Origin of the sequence: Kosakonia sp. PSU_27, from assembly GCF_039409795.1 — a bacterium.
In the GTDB taxonomy this organism is placed as follows: domain Bacteria; phylum Pseudomonadota; class Gammaproteobacteria; order Enterobacterales; family Enterobacteriaceae; genus Kosakonia.
On the sequence record NZ_JBCIVK010000005.1, the window covers coordinates 214,334 to 232,555 of the forward strand.

Consider the following 18,222-nt stretch of genomic DNA (forward strand, 5'->3'; position numbering starts at 1 on the left):
TTACACGCCGATATTACGCAGTTTTTCACCCGACATCAGACGGCGCTCGATATGTTCCAGCGTGACGTTTTTGGTTTCCGGGATCAGCCAGAAAGTGATACCGACAAATGCAAGATTCAGCGCGGTATAGAGCCAGAAGGTGCCCGCCGCGCCAATCGCGTCCAATAAGGTCAGGAAAGTCGCGCCGATAATCATGTTCGACACCCAGTTAGTGGTGGTCGAGCAGGTGATACCGAAATCGCGACATTTCAGCGGCTGGATCTCAGAACACAAGATCCACACTACCGGCGCGGCGCTCATTGCATACCCGGCAATACAGATCATCGTCATACCAACGGAAAGCCAGGATAACCCGCTCGACGCAGTGCCGTTATCAAACTGCATCAGGCAGTAGCCCAGGATCAAGGTGCCAATTGCCATCACGCTGAAACCAATTTTCAGCGCCGGTTTGCGCCCGGCTTTATCTACGGTAAACACCGCGATAAAGGTGGCAAACATAAAGGTCAGCCCCACCACCAGCGTGGCGATCATCTGCTGTTCCGTAGTAGTAAACCCGGCCATTTTGAAGATGCGCGGCGCGTAATACATGATGATATTCATGCCGGTGAACTGCTGCATCGCCTGCAATAACATGCCGAGGAAAACGGCGCGGCGCACGTTGCGGTTAGCTTTAAACAACTGGAAACCGCCCTGTTTCAGTTTCAGGCTTTCGCGGATTTCATTAAGTTCTTCGCGCGCTTTTTCCGAGGTATCGCGCAGCATACGCAGCACCTCTTCCGCTTCAATATGCCGCCCTTTTTGCGCCAGCCAGCGCGGGCTATTAGGCAGGAACACCACCAGAATAATCAGCAACACCGCTGGCAGCGCCAGCACGCCGAGCATTGCCCTCCAGTTGCCACTGTAGCTAAACGCGGTATCCGACAGGAACGCCAGCACAATGCCCAGCGTGACCATTAACTGGTACATGCTTATCATCTTGCCACGCACGTTTTCGCTGGCCATTTCAGAGAGGTACAGCGGCGCGGTGTAAGACGCAATGCCGACCGCAATGCCGAGCAGCACGCGGGAAAGCAGCAGCACTTCCACACTGGCGGCAAACGCGGAACCGAGCGAGCCGGCGACAAACAACACCGCGCCCGCCATTAAACTGTATTTGCGCCCAAGGCGGAAAGAGAGCCTGCCGTTAAACAGCGCACCCAGCGCCGCGCCCAGCATCATGCTGCTCACCACCCACTCCTGCAAAGGGCTGGATAAGGTGAAATGGTCGGTGATAAACGGCAGCGCGCCGGAAATCACCCCAATATCGAGACCAAACAACAGCCCGGCGACCGCTGCCGACACCGAGACAAACAGATTCATACGCCGGGTATCACGCAAGGCGCGCGGTAAAGCTACGGAATCATTACTGATAGAAGTCATTTTTTCCTGCCTACACAGAATAAGACGTCCTATGAAAGTAAGTCAGCGACGGGTCAAAGCGTCAGTGCTGAAAACGCGAAGATATGGATAAATGCGCTGTGGCATGGTGTTTTGTGATGGAGTTTACAATTTTGAAAATATAGTTTAAGCACTAAACTAATTTTAAATTATTTATTTTTAACGATTTTTAATCAATAGCCTGCGAATTAAGATAAAAGGATATGGATTTTTCTATTCATCAGATATGGACAATTAATACGCAGAGATAAAAAAACCTGCCCGCAGGCAGGTTTTTTATGCAGCTAATGCCAGGCGAATTAACGTGCCAGCCAGCCGCCGTCCACCGCAATGGTGTAGCCGTTGATGTAGTCAGACGCTTTTGATGCCAGGAACACAACTGGCCCCATCAGATCGCTCGGCAGCCCCCAGCGGCCCGCCGGGATGCGATCGAGGATCTCGGCGCTACGCTGCTCGTCGGCACGCAGTTGCTGAGTGTTGTTGGTCGCCATATAACCCGGCGCGATAGCGTTAACGTTGATGTTGTGTTTCGCCCACTCGTTCGCCAGCAGACGCGTCACGCCCATGACGCCGCTTTTTGACGCGGTGTAAGACGGTACGCGGATGCCGCCCTGGAAAGAGAGCATCGACGCGATGTTGATGATCTTGCCGCCGTTACCCTGCGCGATGAAGTGTTTTGCCGCCGCCTGGGACATAAAGAATACGCTCTTGATGTTCAGGTTCATCACGTCGTCCCAGTCTTTCTCGCTGAAGTTGATCGCGTCTTCGCGGCGGATCAAACCGGCGTTGTTTACCAGAATGTCGATTTTGCCAAACTCGGCAACCGCGCGCTCCAGCAGCGCCGGAATGCCGTCGATCTGACGCAGATCGGCGGTCAGGCTAAGAAAACGACGGCCCAGCGCGGCCACGCGCTCGATGGTTTCTGTTGGTTCAACAATATTGATACCGACGATATCGCAGCCCGCTTCCGCCAGGCCCAGCGCCATACCCTGGCCCAGACCGGTGTCGCAACCGCTGACTACCGCAACCTTACCTTGAAGAGAAAATGCATCCAGAATCATGTTTATTCCTTAATCTATCAGCGCCTGTGTTGGACAGGCATGGTTTTATGCTGCCCGCTATTAGCGCAGATCTTTTACAGCGACGTGATCCATGTCATCAAAGACCTGGTTCTCACCCACCATCCCCCAGATGAAGGTATACGCACGCGTACCCACGCCTGAATGGATTGACCAGCTGGGAGAAATGACCGCCTGCTCGTTATGCATCACAATGTGACGCGTTTCCTGCGGCTGCCCCATCATATGGAATACGCAGGCGTCTTCTTCCATATTGAAATAGAAGTACACTTCCATGCGGCGCTCATGGGTATGGCACGGCATAGTGTTCCACAGGTTGCCCGGCGCAAGCTCGGTCAGCCCCATGCTTAACTGGCAGGTTTCCAGCACGTCAGGCACGAAATATTTGTTGATGGTGCGACGGTTACTGGTCAGCGGATCGCCAAGCGTCACTGGTGCGACATCGGCTGGCGTCACTTTTTTCGTTGGGAAGGTGGTGTGTGCGGGTGCGCAGTTGTAGTAAAACTTGGCCGGTTTCGCGCTATCTATGCTGGCAAAAACCACCTCTCTGGCGCCTTTTCCGACATATAACGCATCGCGATGATCAATTTCATAACACTGACCATCAACGGTGATGGTGCCCGGACCGCCGATATTAATCACGCCCAGTTCGCGGCGCTCAAGGAAATAGCTCACGCCAAGCTGTTTACCCACTTCGCTACCGACAGAAACGGTTTTATTCACCGGTTTAATACCGCCGACAATAATGCGGTCGATATGGCTGTAAACCATGGTGTATTCGTCATCAGCGAATATTTTTTCGACTAAAAACTCATTGCGCAGGCCCTGGGTATCCAGCGTTTTCGCATGCGCACTGTGGATGCTTTGTCTGACTTCCACAATAACCTCCGAAGTAAATTTTGACCGAAACGTCACTCAACGAAACGCAGAAACAGTGTTCCGTTTCTTCATTAGGCGCATCTTATCCCGGCTAAAACATGTTTTCAATCTTGAATAAAACAACGTTTCAATTTTTCTGCGACTTATTATTAAATCTGTAAGTCCGATCACGATTGTTTGGCGTTGACAGTGCGTCATTACCGGTTAGGCTATGAGAGTAAATTTAAATAAATCATAGCAAACAATAAGTTAAGATCGTCTTTGAGTTTTGACGGCTAATCAGTAATTTTTGTGTGTAAAATCAAAGCCCGCTAGCACAAACGCTTTTTCACCTCGCATTTATCCGGCTCGCAGACGTTGTTTTCTTATAAAGTGCGTCAGCAATCACACATATTGAAACGTTGTTTTGATAAATTAACACTCTATTTTTAAACTTGTAATCATCTGTGGTCATCATTGGGGGCGCAACTTTCCCACCGGACCATCTAAAGGAGTGAAATATGGCGAAAGGCATGCGGGTAAAACTCAATTACGCAATCAGCCGCGATCCGGATACCGGCGCGGAAGTCACCCGCTTAACACCACCGGAAGTGACCTGTCACCGGAACTACTTCTATCAGAAGTGTTTTTTCAATGATGGCAGCCATCTGTTGTTTGCCGGTGAATTTGATGGCCACTGGAATTATTACCTGCTGGATATCGCGAAAGCCGAAGCCGTGCAGTTAACGGAAGGCGCGGGCGATAACACCTTTGGCGGTTTCCTCTCGCCGGATGACAGTGCCTTATATTATGTGAAAAACGATCGCACGCTGCGTGAAGTGAATTTACAGACGCTCGCCGAGCGCGAAATTTATCGCGTACCGGACGAGTGGGTCGGCTACGGCACTTGGGTGGCAAACAGCGATTGCAGCAAACTGGTTGGCATTGAGATCGCCGCCAGCGACTGGACGCCGCTCAATGACTGGAAATTGTTCCATGATTTCTTTCATAAAGGCCCGCACTGCCGTCTGCTGCGCGTGGATCTGCAAAGCGGCGAAAGCAGCGTGATCCATGAAGAGAAAAACTGGCTGGGGCACCCGATCTATCGCCCATTCGACGACAACACCGTGGCGTTTTGCCACGAAGGCCCGCACGATCTGGTGGATGCGCGGATGTGGCTGGTCAATGAAGACGGCAGCCATGTGCGCAAAGTCAAAGATCACGCCGAAGGCGAAAGCTGTACCCACGAATTCTGGGTGCCGAACGGTTCCGCGCTGGTGTACGTCTCTTACCTGAAAGGCAAACAGGGGCGCATGATTTACAGCTTCAACCCGGATACCGGCGTGAACGACGCGGTGATGCCGATGCCTGCGTGTTCACATCTGATGAGCAACTTCGACGGCACATTACTGGTCGGCGATGGTTCCGGCACGCCGGTGGATGTGAAAGATACCAGTGGTTACACCATTGATAACGATCCGTATTTGTATGTTTTCGACGTGGCGAAAAAAGCCTATTTCCGCGTGGCGCGCCACGATACCTCCTGGGCAACGGTTGCCAACAGCCGCCAGGTAACGCATCCGCATCCGTCGTTCACACCGGACGACAGTGCGATTCTGTTTAGTTCCGATAAAGACGGTAAACCGGCGCTTTATATCGCGAAACTTCCTGAGCAACGCGTAATGTTGCAAGCATAAACTTTGAGTTAGTGTTTCTGTAACTGGCCTTGCCCTCCTCCTGGGGGGCTTTTTTTTGTGCCGTTCTTGCCCGTCATACTTTCAGCCACTGGTGTGCTGGCTGCCTTACTTTTCGCTACAGGTTCGTTACTTTCTTTGGACTTTTGGAGAGTGCTTTTTGCATTTGCTCAGGTCTGCCCTGAATCATTTGAGTCACAGGAAGGCGGCAACGCAGCGAGTTCCCGGGAGCTAACTGAAGTAAATGATTGCGGTGAATATGGCGGACATAAATATAAAAAACCCCGGCCAATGGCTCCGGGGTTTTTGTGAGGGTAACACAGGTAGTTCAGACAATCAGAAAGAGTAAGCTACACCGAGGCGGAAACGGGTCTGGCGTTCGTCGGTGCTTTTCACACCCACGTTGCCCACTTCCACATACGGGGACCAGTTTTTATCCAGTTTGTACGCCACCTTGGCGTTATATTCGTTGGAATAGGTTTTGTTGTTTTCACGAATAACATCTTCGGTGCTCTTCGCGTAAACATAGTTCAGCTCAATACGGTAGTCGCCCATCGCCCAGCCGACCCAGGTATCAAATTTGTTGACCTTGTTATCAACGGTATTGGAATCCGGGTTACGTGTGTATTCGTAGCGATAACGACCGGCAATATAGACGCCGTTATCAAAGCTGTATTGCACATGAAGATACGGTTTATAGATGGAGTTGGTATCTTTACTTTCGATATTAAAGCCCGGTGTTAACGCAAAATTCTGCGTCGCAGCCCAGCGCCAGTTAATGGACTCTTCGTGGCCGTTACCCACGATTTCCGTTAACGGTTTGTCGGCGTCATCGCCGCCAGATTTCCATTTCGCTTCAACACCGAAACCTAAGCCATTATCGAAACGGTGAGAAACCGCTACGCGATCGGCGTTGGAACCGCTGTCGATGTATTCATGACGTAAATCCACGGTGACGGCTTGTGAAGCAAAGGAAGCGCCAAGGAGTGAAGCAAGAGCCAGAGTTTTCTTAAACATGAGATTACCTCAATAATTAAAATTATGTTCCATTTTTATGGAATTTCATTTTATTTTTTTGGTAACTTTATTTTAGTGATCGCGATCGTAAATATTTGTATGGAACGGAACTATGTATAACGGCGTGATGAATATCAATATATTTTCCCGAAAACGGCGAATTAATATGATAAAGATCACACCGATTTTCTATTAACTGTTAACTTACAAATTCAAATACAAATTAAAAACATAAAATAAAACAGATACCTACAAAACAAAATCATTAATAATAAGCACGCTTATCGCTTGCAGACATAATGGTCACGCAGGGTACGATATTAATAATCAGCGCTGAAGAAGTGATTTTGAATAAGCCAGGAAAATTATTGGTTGGAAAGGTGGAAGTTTTAATTAAATTGAAACGCGAGCGGTAATGGGTGCCAAAAATAATAAAACCTTCCAGCGGGAAGGTTTTATTTAACTTAAAGTCAGATTAATCGCGTTCGATTGCCAGCGCCACGCCCTGGCCACCGCCGATGCATAAGGTTGCCAGTCCTTTACGGGCCTGTCGTTTTTGCATTTCATGCACCAGCGAAACCAGAATACGACAGCCGGAAGCGCCAATCGGGTGGCCCAGCGCTATCGCCCCGCCATTGACATTCACCCGCTTCTCATCCCATTCAAGGATTTTACCGACCGACAGCGCCTGCGCCGCATAGGCTTCGTTCGCTTCAATCAGATCGACATCATCGAGCTGCCAGCCCGCGCGCTCAAGGCAGCGGCGCATGGCATAAACCGGCGCAATGCCCATTAACGCCGGGTCGACGCCGACACTGGCAAACGCGCGGATGCGCGCCAGCACCGGTAAATTCAGTTCCTGCGCTTTTGCTTCGCTCATTACCAGCACCGCCGCCGCACCGTCATTGATCGGCGAGGCGTTACCGGCGGTGACGGAGCCGCTTTGTTCAAAAGCGGGGGCGAGTTTCGCCAGCGCTTCCGCGCTGGGGTCGGTACGCGGTTGTTCATCAGTATCGATAATCTGCGTCTGGCCTGCTGCATCCAACGCACTTACCGGCACAATTTCATCGCGAAAACGCCCGGAATCGATAGCGACACGCGCTTTATGCTGCGAGCTTAACGCCCATTCATCCTGGCGTTCACGGCTGATGCCATATTCACGCGCCAGGTTTTCCGCCGTTACGCCCATATGATAATCGTTGAAGGCGTCCCACAACCCGTCATGCACCAGGCTATCAATAAGCTGGCTGTTGCCGAGCTGCGCGCCGGTGCGGCTATCGGTCAGTACATGCGGCGCACGGCTCATATTCTCCTGCCCACCGGCGATCACCACATCGGCTTCACCGCACTGGATCGCCTGAGAGGCCAGGTGCAGGGCTTTCAGCCCGGAGCCGCAGACGTCATTAATGGTGATTGCCGAAACCGTATTCGGCAGGCCGCCTTTGATCGCCGACTGCCGCGCAGGGTTTTGCCCGGCGCCTGCTGTCAGCACCTGGCCTAAAATCACTTCGTCGATATCTTGTGGCTGCACGCCGCTACGCTCAATCAATGCGCGCACCACCTGGCTGCCCAACTCAACGGCAGAGAGGCGTGACAATGCGCCCTGAAAACAGCCGATAGGCGTGCGAACCGCGCCGACTATCACGACATCTTTCATCTCTACCCCCGCAGTTGTTCAACCCGGCAATAGTAGTGCATTGTTAACAAGTATTAACTCAATTGTTTAAAATTGGTGAGATTAGTCACAGCGAAAGTCAGAGGCGGGAAAGCAGCGGCAAGTTGCGCGGCCAGCAAGGCCGCGCAGAAGGGGAAAATCAGTTGTTAACCGGGATCACCGCGCCTTTATATTTGGTGCGGATCCAGTCCTGAATCTCTTTGGAGTGCAGCACGTTCACCAGCGCCACGATATCTTTTTTCTTCTCGTCGCCACGGTGTACGGTGATGATATTGGCATACGGGTTGTTTTCACCGCTTTCCACCGCGATCGGATCGTGAACTGGATCCAGACCGGCATCAATCGCATAGTTGGCGTTGATCACCACCGCATCGCCTTCATCATTGTTGTACATCTGCGGCAGCAGCGCTGCTTCGACGTTCGGCAGGAACTGCAGTTTTTTCGGGTTATCAACGATGTCATCAATACGCGCCGTCACTTTGTCGATGCCCGGTTTCAGCTTGATGACGCCCTCTTTTTCGAAAATAGAGAGAATGCGCCCCTCTTCAGACACCGCATCACGCATGATGATTTTGCCGCCCTGCGGCAGATCTTTCAGCGATTTGTATTTTTTGGAGTAAATGCCAATCGGCTCAATATGGATAGCGCCTGCGCTGACAAAATCATAGGTTTTGTCGCCCGCGTGATCTTTGATAACGCTATTCAGGTACGGAATGTGCTGGAAGTAGTTGGCATCCAGTTCACGGCTGGCCAGCGCCGTGTTCGGCAGGATGTAATCCTGGAACGGTTTAATTTCCAGATCAATCCCCTGTTTTGCCAGAATCGGTTTCGCCTGCTCAAGGATTTCGGCGTGCGGCACGTTTGACGCGCCAACGGTCAGCGTATCGGCCCAGGAGGAGAAGCTCAGCACGCTGAGGGTGGCTGCGGCAATCAGTGTCAGTGTTTTTTTCATGATGTTGGTTTCCAATAATTATCGTTTATCTAACAGAGAAGTAATCACGTCGCCGCAGAACTGGATGATGAAGACGATGATAAGAATGGTCACCGTCGCCACCAGCGTGACGTCGTTATGGTTCCGCTGGAATCCTTCCAGATAAGCAAGATTGCCCAACCCGCCAGCGCCGATAACTCCGGCCATGGCGCTGTAGCTCACCAGCGCAATCAGCGTCACGGTAATCCCGGACACCAGCGCTGGAGATGACTCGGGCAGTAACACCCGAAATAACAGTGTGCTCAACCGCGCGCCCATCGAACGCGTCGCCTCAATCACCCCTTTATCCACTTCGCGCAGCGCAATCTCGACCAGGCGCGCATAAAACGGCGCGGCACCAACGATTAGCGCAGGCAGCGCGGCGTTCGCGCCAAGAATGGTGCCAACGAGGGTTTTGGTAAACGGGATCAGCAGCACAATCAAAATGATGAACGGAATAGAACGGAAGACGTTCACCACAATCGAAATCACGCTGTACAACGTGCGATTCTGGAACAGGCCGCCGCGCGCGGTGAGAAACAGCGCCAGACCGAGCACGATCCCCAGTACAAAAGTCGCCGCGCCCGACAGCGCTGTCATATACAGTGTCTCTTGCGTCGCCGCCCAGAGTTGCGCCCATTTCAGGTGCGGAAAGAGGGATTCAGCCATGCGTCACGACCTCGCTTTCAATATCCGTCTTGCTCAGGTCTGCAAGGATATTGTTCAGTTGTTCCGGGGTCGCCTTCACGTTCACCCATAATTGTCCAAATACGCCGTGCGCGGTTTGCGACATCTTGCCGTGCAAAATGTTAAACGGCAGACCATAGCGCAGCGTCAGTTCGCCGACGATCGGCTGGTGCGTGCTGTGGCCGGTAAAGGTCAGCTTGATCACCGTACCGTCCAGATCGCTGTTCAGCTCCGGGTTGAACGCCTCTTCTTCTTTATACTGGCTCACCTGGCGCACAAACTGTTTGGTGATCGGCTGCTGCGGATGGGTAAAGACGCTCAGCACATCGCCCTCTTCCACCACTTTGCCGTTCTCCATCACCGCCACGCGGTCGCAAATCTTGCGCACCACATGCATTTCATGGGTGATCAACACAATGGTCAGTTTGAAACGGCGGTTAATATCGAGCAGCAAATCGAGGATCTGATCGGTGGTTTGCGGATCCAGCGCCGAGGTGGCTTCATCGCACAGCAGCACATCCGGGTTATTCGCCAGCGCGCGGGCAATGCCAACACGCTGTTTCTGCCCGCCGCTAAGCTGCGACGGGTAAGCCTTTTCGCGCCCTTTCAGCCCCACCAGCTCAATCAGTTCCGCCACGCGGGCATTAATCTGCGCTTTTGGCGCACCGGCAATTTGCATCGAAAACGCAATGTTTTCGCTCACCGTGCGCGACCACAATAAATTGAAGTGCTGAAAGACCATGCTGATCTTCAGCCGCGCCTGGCGCAACGTTTCCCCGCGCGCGGCGGCAATGTCCTGACCATTAATCACAACGCTGCCGGAGGTGGGTTTTTCCAGACCGTTCAGCAAGCGAATCAGCGTACTTTTCCCGGCGCCGCTGTAGCCAATAATGCCGTAAATCTGCCCCTGCTCAACCGTCAGATTGACGCTGTCGACGGCGGTAATCGATGCCTTTCCCTGGTCGAAAATCTTGGAGATATTCCTGAGGACGATCATTCGTTGGTGTTTCCGTTTGGCGGTTTAGCAGTATGGATGTCCAGAAGATAATAATCAGCCGCAGTGATAATTCAAATAACCAAATAGACATTACTTATAACTAAACACGCTAACAGCGATGGAACAGGGGTTTCGACGATAAGACTTTATTTCGCATTGCATTGCCGGAAATTGCATAACTGCGATGGAGAGAAGAGGAAAAGTGCCTGAAATCAGCGCTAAAACCCGCTTTTCTGGCAATCAATCCATCCGGACGACTGTATGGCTCGCCGTCCTGATGGCTAAACAGCGGTTTATATTTCCAATCGCTCTAAACGCCGAATAAAGGTTATTTAAACAGGCAAAATGACAGACCTATCATCCGCTCATCACGAATGTTAACGGGTGAATCTACAATGTCAGTCTTCCATTCTGTAACCGAATTGATCGGTCAAACACCGCTGTTGCAGTTACATAAACTGCCGAGCGGGCCATGCGAATTATTTCTCAAGCTGGAAAACCAGAACCCTGGCGGTTCGATTAAAGACCGGGTCGCGCTGTCGATGATTAACGAAGCCGAACGCCTCGGTTTGCTCGCACCCGGCGGGACGATTATTGAAGCCACCGCCGGTAACACCGGACTGGGACTGGCGCTGATCGCTGCGCAAAAGGGTTATTCACTGGTGCTGGTGGTGCCGGACAAAATGAGCCGCGAGAAGATTTTCCACCTGCGCGCACTGGGCGCGAAAGTGGTGCTCACCCGCTCAGACGTGAACAAAGGCCATCCGGCTTACTATCAGGATTACGCGCGCCGCCTGGCGCAAGAGACGCCGGGCGCGTTTTACATCGACCAGTTCAATAACGACGCCAACCCGCTGGCGCACGCGTCGACAACCGCGCCGGAACTCTTTGAACAACTGGACGGCAAAATCGATACCATCGTCGTTGGCGTGGGTTCCGGCGGCACGCTTGGCGGACTGCAAGCCTGGTTTGCTAAACACTCGCCGCACACCGAATTTGTGCTGGCCGATCCGGCCGGCTCGATCCTCGCCGATCAGGTGGAACATGGTCGTTACAGCACGCCAGGTTCCTGGCTGGTTGAAGGCATTGGCGAAGATTTTATTCCACCGCTGGCGCACATTGACGGTGTGCGCAAAGCCTTTCGTATTACCGATCGCGAAGCCTTCGCCACCGCCAGAGAACTGCTGCAACAGGAAGGCATCCTGGCGGGATCGTCCACCGGGACGCTGCTCAGCGCCGCCCTGCGTTACTGCCAGGCGCAAACCGCGCCGAAACGCGTGGTGACGTTCGCCTGCGATAGCGGCAACAAATATCTGTCGAAGATGTTTAACGATGACTGGATGCGCCAGCAAGGGTTGCTCACGCGCCCTTCTAACGGCGATCTCACGGATTTTATCGCCCTGCGCCACGACGAAGGGGCCACCGTCACCGCTGCGCCAGAGGATAGCCTCGCCGCCGTGCTGGCGCGCATGCGTCTGTACGATATCTCGCAACTGCCGGTGCTGGAAAACGGTCAGGTGGTGGGGATTGTTGACGAATGGGATCTGATAAGCCACGTGCGCGGTGACAGTGCGCGTTTCGCGTTGCCGGTAAAAGCGGCGATGACCCGCAACGTGGAAATCCTCGATAAACACGCGCCGGAAAGCGCGCTGTACGCCATTTTTGATCGCGGCCTGGTCGCGGTGATCGCCGACAACGGCCACTTTGTTGGCCTGATAACCCGCAGCGATGTGCTGACCACCTGGCGCAACCGTCTTGAACAATAAGGGAAATAAAATGAAAACACTGGCAACGCAGAGCGTCCACAGCGGCGCATTCAACGACCAACACGGCGCGGTGATGCCGCCGATTTACGCCACCTCCACTTTCGCACAGCCTGCGCCGGGCCAACACACCGGCTACGAATATTCGCGCAGCGGCAACCCGACGCGCCACGCGCTGGAAACGGCGATTGCCGAACTGGAAGGCGGCACGCGCGGTTACGCGTTTGCTTCGGGCCTCGCCAGCATCTCCACGGTGCTGGAACTGCTGGATAAAGACAGCCATCTGGTGGCGATTGATGATGTGTACGGCGGCACCTATCGCCTGATTGAAAATGTACGCCGCCGCAGCGCCGGATTACAGGTGAGCTGGGTAAAACCGGACGATCTCGCAGGCCTCGAAGCTGCCATTCGCCCCGACACACGGATGATCTGGGTGGAAACGCCAACCAACCCGTTACTGAAGCTGGCGGATCTGGCGGCGATTGCCGCCATCGCCAAACGTCACAATATTCTCAGCGTGGCGGATAACACCTTCGCATCGCCGGTTATCCATCGCCCGCTGGAGTTAGGGTTTGATATCGTGGTGCATTCGGCCACGAAATACCTGAACGGGCACTCGGATGTGGTGGCCGGTTTGGCCGTGGTCGGCGATAACCCGGCGCTGGCCGAAAAACTCGGTTATCTGCAAAATGCCGTCGGCGGGGTGCTCGATCCGTTCAGTAGTTTCCTCACCTTGCGCGGCATTCGTACGCTTTCCCTGCGCGTGGAGCGCCACAGCAGCAACGCGCTGGCGCTCGCCCGCTGGCTGGAACAACAGCCGCAGGTGGAGAAAGTGTGGTTCCCGTGGCTGGAATCGCACCCGCAGTATCAGCTGGCGCGCAAACAGATGGCGCTGCCGGGCGGCATGATTTCGGTGGTCATCAAAGGTGATGACGCGCGGGCGACAGAGATTATCAATAAGTTAAAACTGTTTACGCTGGCGGAAAGCCTCGGCGGTGTCGAGAGCCTGGTCAGCCAGCCGTTTAGCATGACTCACGCGTCAATTCCGCTTGAACAGCGCCTGGCAAACGGCATCACACCGCAGTTGATCCGCCTGTCGGTGGGCATCGAAGATGAACAGGATCTGATTGCTGACTGGAAAAACGCGCTGGCGTAAGCACATAAATCGGGGAGCCATCAGGCTCCCTGCGATGTTAACGGGTTGTCCCACGCCGATACTACCTGGTTGCGGCCCTGTTTTTTCGCGGCATACAGCGCCGTATCGGCCCGGTGAATAAGACCGCTGGCAATCATATGCAACGGTTTATCTTCAAAATGCACTTGCCCCGTTTGCAGTGTCGCCACGCCGATACTGATGGTCAAAAAACCGGTCGGGCTGGCCGCGTGCGGTACGCTAAGCGCGTTGATATTGCTGCGCACATCTTCGGCGACATTCATCGCCTGCATCAGGTTGGTTCCCGGCAGGATAATCAGAAACTCTTCGCCACCGTAACGGCTGACGTTATCGCCGCTGCGCAAGGGTGACGAGGTGAGCGTGCGGGCAACCAGGCGCAGGCAATCGTCCCCGGCCTGATGCCCCTGGGTATCGTTATAGTTTTTGAAATAGTCGATATCCGCCAGACAGACCGACAGCGGGAAATCCTCCTGCAAAGCGCGGGAAATCTCGCTCAGCAGACACTCATCCATATAGCGCCGGTTAAACAACCCGGTCAGATGATCGTGTTGCGCGTACTGTTGTAACACTTTATTCGCGCTGGCGAGCTTGTGCTCTGCCTGGCGACGTTCGGTGATATCGACCCACGTGACCGACAGCCCCACCACCATATCCATGGCGTCATGTACCGGTACCGCCTGAATATCGTAACAGCGATCGCGCCAGCCCAACTCGCGTGACGGCAACGCCTCGCCCTTATCCGCCAGCGCGAAATCCGTCAGGAAAAAGGGCCAGTAATCAGGCATCAAACGCTGAAAGTGATCCTCTGTTTCCAGCGCCTCACCCAGCAATTTCGCCATCGCCTTGTTGGACATCACCAGACGCCCGTGGCGGTCAATCATACACAGCGCCACCGGCGTGGTTTCGTAAATGGTCTCCAGTTGCAGCACCCGTTCACCGAGGTTGGAGATATTGCGATCGATACCGCGATAACCGCGCAGCTCACCCTGCTCATCAAACAGCGGGATGCCGCTGGTTTCCAGCACCACAATGCTGCCATCGGCGCGTTGATTGCGGTTGACCAGGCCAGAAAACGCGCGCTTCTCCGCCACAATGGCACCAAACGCGCCCGCCACGCGTTCCGCTTCGCCCGGCGGCATAAAATCAAAAGGGGTTTTGCCAATCACCTGGTCAGGCGGTACGCCGAGCAATTCCGTTACGACGTCGGAAGACCACGTATAACGTCCCTGCGCGTCGACTTCCCACACCCAGTCAGAATTGTTGTGCAGCAATTCGAAGAGATGTTTGGCATCTTCTTCCCGGTGATCCAGCCGTTTTTTGTCATTATTCATGGTTTCTGTTCCGCATGGCCCGCTATGCGCGCAACAACTTGCCTGGTCAGCGTGGTGAAGGCAAGAAATATTCACCACAAAAATATATCTATCTGTTTTGCTAAGCTGCGCCTTAACCCAATGAAAGTGAATAAGATTCATACTTACTTTGGGCGTTTTTTTCTGCAACATCTCTGCTTCGGAGATGTCGGTTTTGCGCCTGCTTACCCTGTTTTCAATCACCAGAAGTAATAATAGCCACACTGTACACGATTTCGTCAGACTTTTTCATGCGGCTTATTTTTTTATCTCTCGGCAACGTGGCCAGAACCTGCGATTTATTTATCGTCACCTTAATTACAATAAGAAATTATAGATCGTATCTATTTAAAGCAATTAATTTACCTTAAGGAAAATTACTCCTGGATTTTTTAAATTTTCCGGTTAATATATTTTCTCTTCACCGATTATCGCCATCGATATTTATCACGCAAGATAATAGCGATATATAAAGACGAATTAATTAATGCTATCTATAAAATAAAAATAACGTTACCGCATTTACTTTGGCGGTACAGCCACAACGCTTTACTCATCACGCCCGCCGCGCCGCAAGGCCTGGCGCGGATTTGTTATTAGTTCAGGGTTATAAAAACAATGAATAGTGATAACCGCAAAAATAAAACCACCAGCGTCAACCCGGCGCACCAGGCGCACCGCCAGATGTCGTGGGGAATGTTATTCTTTTGCTTATTTCTGCTGGTATTGAAGTTTTTTAGCTGAATCGGCGAGATGGCTATTAAAACAATAAAATAATCCCCCGATAACGGGGGATATATTCCGGCTCGCACTCCTTGCGGGCCTGGGCCACTGCTGCTACCTTGCAAACTCACTTCTTTTATTATTGCGCTGCATGTCGGCTTTGTAACCACCCTGCCAACGCCGAGGCATTTAACGCCCGGGAATAGAGATATCCTTGAGCGATATCGCACTGCAAATCCCGTAGCTGATTACGCTGCTGTTCGGTCTCCACCCCTTCGGCTACCACCGTCTGGTGCAGGCTTTGGCCGATTTTCACCACCGTGGTGGCAATGGCTTTCATTTTGCTGCCTTCGCTGAGATCGCGCATAAAACTTTGATCGATTTTCAGCTCGGTCATAGGCAGGTGCGCCAGGCGTGACAGACAGGAGAAACCGGTGCCGAAATCATCCATCGACAGGCCAACGCCCAGCTCGCGTACCGCGCAAATCACTTCCATCGTTTCCGGGCGCTTATCCATCATCACCCCTTCGGTGATCTCAATGGTCAGGCTGCTGGCCGGGATCCGGTACTGGCGCAACAGATAGTTGATATAGTGCGGCAGGCTACTGTTATAGAAGTTAATGGGTGAAAGATTTACCGACACCACCGGCACGTGAATACCGTTGCTGCGCCACTCCGCCATCTGGCGGCAAGCTTCATGGAGTGTCCAGCGACCAATGGCTTCAATCTCACCGGTCTCCTCGGCCAGGGCGATAAATTTTCCGGGGGGAATATCGCCAAGAACCGGATCTGTCCAGCGCGCCAGCGCCTCAACCCCATAAAGCTCGCCATTCTTCAGCCATATTTGCGGTTGATAGTGCAAATGCAGCAGGTTACTGGCGATAGCGAGCTTTAACGCCGCCGCCAGTTTTAAACGTTCCTGATCGACCTGGTTCATCTCCGGGCTGAAAAACAGATAGCCGCCGGAGGCCGCCGCTTTCGCCAGATGCGAGGCGTGGTTGGCATGTTTAAGCAGGCCATCGCGCGAGGCGCCGTGATCCGGGTAGACGCTGATGCCGGTACTGACCGTCACATTCAGCGCCAGATCGGCGACATTGAACGGCATACGGAACAGGGCCTGGATCTTCTGCGCAATGCTGGTGGCACGCGTGTAATCACAGTCCGGGATCACCAGCACAAAGGCGTCGCTATCGGCGTGGCTGACAAAGCCCTGACGTGAAAATTCACTCAGCAGACGCTGCGCTATCGCCACCAGCACGTTGTCCCCGGCGGCGTAACCAAGCGCATCGTTCACATCTTTAAAATGGTCGAGATCGAGAAAGAAAAACGCAGCACGCTGATGAATGTCGCCTGCGATCATCTGATCAATATAGTGATGCAGCGCGCTGCGATTGGGCAGCCCGGTTAAACGATCAAACGTGGAAAGCTTAGTCACGCGCTCCTGATCGATATGTACCACAACGCGGCAAGGCGCACGGTCGCCTCTTGCACCTTCATAACTGATGGTCGCCGCCAGCGAGGTTTCTTCCCCGGTAGACGAAATCACCGTCAGCGCGCGTTCACTTTCCATTTCGCCGGGCAGCATATCCAGCGCGCCAAATAACGGAATGGTCGAGGCTTTGCAGCCCAGCACTGAAATACGTGGGTAGCCCCATAATTTCTCTGCCGCGCGATTAAAGAAAAACACGGTTTCCGTACTGTCCAGCAGTACGACAGCATCGTGAACATTTTCGAGTGCGGCAAGCATATTCTCAGAGCCGAAAATATCATTTTCAGAATGCATAATCTTTTTTCTTAAAGAAGAGTTCGGCAACATCCTAATTGAAAGTAATAACAGGTTCAATATCACCCAGCCGTAATATTATGCTGGCCATATCATTTATAGAGAACCTCAATAAATAAACAGTTATTTATCGTTAAAGAAACCGCAGCAAATGCCGATCAATTAAAAACGATCAAAAAATGAAGAATTATGGATTAATTATGGAGATTTTAATTATACGTGCTTATCAATAAAAATACTGACGTAACGCACAGCGATAATATTTACCTCTTTCCCCTCGCCATCCCGCGTACTTAGCGGCTCCGACGCGATGCACAGCAATAAATAAACGTTGCATTCATAGATGCATTTAATAAGTGTCTGGCCATTTATCGATAACGTCACTTGACCTTAACTGACCGCCACCGACAGTATATAAGGAAATTCTCATTTAAAGCGGAATGCGGAAATTAATATTAACGACACCCCGTCCGTTTTAACGCGTAAGCTTTGTTCGCGAATAAAAGAGAAAACAACCACCACGTGCTTATATTAGCGCATATTCAACACATCGGAGTCAGGCAAATACTATGTATGATGATTTAGGTTCTTTGGCTGAAAAACTGAAGATGTCCGGTGTTTCTTTCCAGGAAATGAGTGATGAAGATGGTGCAACAATGCAAGCAGTAACCACAACAGCAGCCACATCCGGGGTCAAAGACGATATGCAGGCCGCCGCGCTTGCAACAACGCCGGCGAGCCACAAGGAGGCTAACCAGGCCAGCGCACCTGTGGACATCCCGGCTAACACCCTTTCCTGGCCTAAAAATAAACCGGTACCGGTCCCCGCGCCTGACGCCTTTAGCACACCGGCTAACGGTATTCTGCAGAGCGTGGCCGCCCTTCACCGCCCGGCGGAGGTGGACGTTCGCGAGCGCAATCCAGTTCGGCTGGATATGTTATTTTCCGTTATTGGCAAATAATATCGCTCTGCCATGTAAAATCTTCACCTGGTAATAATAACGCACGATTTTTCT

At 52.6% G+C, this 18,222-nt stretch carries 15 protein-coding genes; 5 read left to right on the forward strand and 10 right to left on the reverse strand.

Annotation, left to right across the window (positions count from 1 at the left end; genetic code table 11):
* From AAIG26_RS13975 to kduI, 3 genes are all read right to left on the reverse strand, one after another.
* On the reverse strand, window positions 1–1,419 hold the full coding sequence (locus AAIG26_RS13975; protein WP_343180769.1) for a sugar porter family MFS transporter: 1,419 nt from the start codon (window positions 1,417–1,419) through the stop codon (window positions 1–3).
* A gap of 317 nt (window positions 1,420–1,736) precedes the next feature.
* Window positions 1,737–2,498 (reverse strand): 2-dehydro-3-deoxy-D-gluconate 5-dehydrogenase KduD, encoded by a 762-nt coding sequence (gene kduD, locus AAIG26_RS13980; protein WP_343180770.1) that lies wholly within the window; start codon window positions 2,496–2,498, stop codon window positions 1,737–1,739.
* A 60-nt stretch (window positions 2,499–2,558) separates the two neighbouring features.
* Window positions 2,559–3,395: a 5-dehydro-4-deoxy-D-glucuronate isomerase gene (gene kduI, locus AAIG26_RS13985; protein WP_343180771.1), complete on the reverse strand. Its 837-nt coding sequence runs from the start codon at window positions 3,393–3,395 to the stop codon at window positions 2,559–2,561.
* Between the two features lie 500 nt (window positions 3,396–3,895).
* Between kduI and AAIG26_RS13990 the strand changes: the two genes are divergently transcribed.
* A complete protein-coding gene (locus AAIG26_RS13990) occupies window positions 3,896–5,071 on the forward strand; it encodes an oligogalacturonate lyase family protein (RefSeq protein ID WP_020455076.1) in 1,176 nt (391 codons plus the stop codon).
* Window positions 5,072–5,404: 333 nt separating this feature from the next.
* Here the strand turns inward: AAIG26_RS13990 and AAIG26_RS13995 are convergent, their stop codons facing one another.
* The 5 genes from AAIG26_RS13995 to AAIG26_RS14015 all read right to left on the reverse strand — a co-directional run bounded on the left by AAIG26_RS13995 (window position 5,405) and on the right by AAIG26_RS14015 (window position 10,414).
* Window positions 5,405–6,085: an oligogalacturonate-specific porin KdgM family protein gene (locus tag AAIG26_RS13995; protein WP_020455077.1), complete on the reverse strand. Its 681-nt coding sequence runs from the start codon at window positions 6,083–6,085 to the stop codon at window positions 5,405–5,407.
* A gap of 475 nt (window positions 6,086–6,560) precedes the next feature.
* Window positions 6,561–7,742 (reverse strand): acetyl-CoA C-acetyltransferase, encoded by a 1,182-nt coding sequence (locus AAIG26_RS14000; RefSeq protein WP_343180772.1) that lies wholly within the window; start codon window positions 7,740–7,742, stop codon window positions 6,561–6,563.
* 157 nt (window positions 7,743–7,899) lie between these two features.
* Entirely contained in the window at window positions 7,900–8,712 is an 813-nt protein-coding gene (locus AAIG26_RS14005) for a MetQ/NlpA family ABC transporter substrate-binding protein (protein ID WP_025263848.1), read from the reverse strand.
* 18 nt (window positions 8,713–8,730) lie between these two features.
* Window positions 8,731–9,399 (reverse strand): methionine ABC transporter permease, encoded by a 669-nt coding sequence (locus AAIG26_RS14010; protein ID WP_343180773.1) that lies wholly within the window; start codon window positions 9,397–9,399, stop codon window positions 8,731–8,733.
* Window positions 9,392–10,414 (reverse strand): ATP-binding cassette domain-containing protein, encoded by a 1,023-nt coding sequence (locus AAIG26_RS14015; protein ID WP_045512519.1) that lies wholly within the window; start codon window positions 10,412–10,414, stop codon window positions 9,392–9,394. The genes AAIG26_RS14010 and AAIG26_RS14015 overlap by 8 nt, the downstream gene beginning before the upstream one ends.
* Before the next feature lie 395 nt (window positions 10,415–10,809).
* On the opposite strand from AAIG26_RS14015, the gene AAIG26_RS14020 reads away from it, so the two are divergent.
* On the forward strand, window positions 10,810–12,180 hold the full coding sequence (locus AAIG26_RS14020) for a cystathionine beta-synthase (RefSeq protein ID WP_343180775.1): 1,371 nt from the start codon (window positions 10,810–10,812) through the stop codon (window positions 12,178–12,180).
* A gap of 10 nt (window positions 12,181–12,190) precedes the next feature.
* Window positions 12,191–13,333 (forward strand): PLP-dependent aspartate aminotransferase family protein, encoded by a 1,143-nt coding sequence (locus AAIG26_RS14025; RefSeq protein ID WP_269231818.1) that lies wholly within the window; start codon window positions 12,191–12,193, stop codon window positions 13,331–13,333.
* A 20-nt stretch (window positions 13,334–13,353) separates the two neighbouring features.
* On the opposite strand, the gene AAIG26_RS14030 is transcribed toward AAIG26_RS14025, so the two are convergent.
* On the reverse strand, window positions 13,354–14,682 hold the full coding sequence (locus AAIG26_RS14030) for a diguanylate cyclase (protein ID WP_020455083.1): 1,329 nt from the start codon (window positions 14,680–14,682) through the stop codon (window positions 13,354–13,356).
* A gap of 636 nt (window positions 14,683–15,318) precedes the next feature.
* Between AAIG26_RS14030 and AAIG26_RS14035 the strand changes: the two genes are divergently transcribed.
* Window positions 15,319–15,444, forward strand: coding sequence for a hypothetical protein (locus tag AAIG26_RS14035; protein ID WP_343180779.1), 126 nt, complete (start codon window positions 15,319–15,321; stop codon window positions 15,442–15,444).
* A 118-nt stretch (window positions 15,445–15,562) separates the two neighbouring features.
* On the opposite strand, the gene AAIG26_RS14040 is transcribed toward AAIG26_RS14035, so the two are convergent.
* The gene (locus AAIG26_RS14040) at window positions 15,563–17,206 is read right to left on the reverse strand and encodes an EAL domain-containing protein (protein ID WP_020455085.1); all 1,644 of its coding nucleotides are present in this window, start codon (window positions 17,204–17,206) and stop codon (window positions 15,563–15,565) included.
* 569 nt (window positions 17,207–17,775) lie between these two features.
* Here AAIG26_RS14040 and AAIG26_RS14045 point away from each other — a divergent pair.
* Complete coding sequence (locus AAIG26_RS14045; RefSeq protein WP_343180781.1) at window positions 17,776–18,168, forward strand: hypothetical protein; 393 nt, start codon at window positions 17,776–17,778, stop codon at window positions 18,166–18,168.
* Window positions 18,169–18,222 lie beyond the last annotated feature (54 nt).

What these genes read in the sequence shown, in the direction of transcription:
- AAIG26_RS14000 (WP_343180772.1), bottom strand. Translation starts at nt 7,742, where the DNA reads ATGAAAGATGTCGTGATAGTCGGCGCGGTTCGCACGCCTATCGGCTGT.
- kduD (WP_343180770.1), bottom strand. Translation starts at nt 2,498, where the DNA reads ATGATTCTGGATGCATTTTCTCTTCAAGGTAAGGTTGCGGTAGTCAGC.
- AAIG26_RS14045 (WP_343180781.1), top strand. Translation starts at nt 17,776, where the DNA reads ATGTATGATGATTTAGGTTCTTTGGCTGAAAAACTGAAGATGTCCGGT.
- AAIG26_RS14015 (WP_045512519.1), bottom strand. Translation starts at nt 10,414, where the DNA reads ATGATCGTCCTCAGGAATATCTCCAAGATTTTCGACCAGGGAAAGGCA.
- AAIG26_RS14025 (WP_269231818.1), top strand. Translation starts at nt 12,191, where the DNA reads ATGAAAACACTGGCAACGCAGAGCGTCCACAGCGGCGCATTCAACGAC.
- AAIG26_RS14005 (WP_025263848.1), bottom strand. Translation starts at nt 8,712, where the DNA reads ATGAAAAAAACACTGACACTGATTGCCGCAGCCACCCTCAGCGTGCTG.
- AAIG26_RS14030 (WP_020455083.1), bottom strand. Translation starts at nt 14,682, where the DNA reads ATGAATAATGACAAAAAACGGCTGGATCACCGGGAAGAAGATGCCAAA.
- AAIG26_RS14010 (WP_343180773.1), bottom strand. Translation starts at nt 9,399, where the DNA reads ATGGCTGAATCCCTCTTTCCGCACCTGAAATGGGCGCAACTCTGGGCG.
- AAIG26_RS13995 (WP_020455077.1), bottom strand. Translation starts at nt 6,085, where the DNA reads ATGTTTAAGAAAACTCTGGCTCTTGCTTCACTCCTTGGCGCTTCCTTT.
- AAIG26_RS14040 (WP_020455085.1), bottom strand. Translation starts at nt 17,206, where the DNA reads ATGCATTCTGAAAATGATATTTTCGGCTCTGAGAATATGCTTGCCGCA.
- AAIG26_RS14020 (WP_343180775.1), top strand. Translation starts at nt 10,810, where the DNA reads ATGTCAGTCTTCCATTCTGTAACCGAATTGATCGGTCAAACACCGCTG.
- AAIG26_RS13975 (WP_343180769.1), bottom strand. Translation starts at nt 1,419, where the DNA reads ATGACTTCTATCAGTAATGATTCCGTAGCTTTACCGCGCGCCTTGCGT.
- AAIG26_RS14035 (WP_343180779.1), top strand. Translation starts at nt 15,319, where the DNA reads ATGAATAGTGATAACCGCAAAAATAAAACCACCAGCGTCAACCCGGCG.
- AAIG26_RS13990 (WP_020455076.1), top strand. Translation starts at nt 3,896, where the DNA reads ATGGCGAAAGGCATGCGGGTAAAACTCAATTACGCAATCAGCCGCGAT.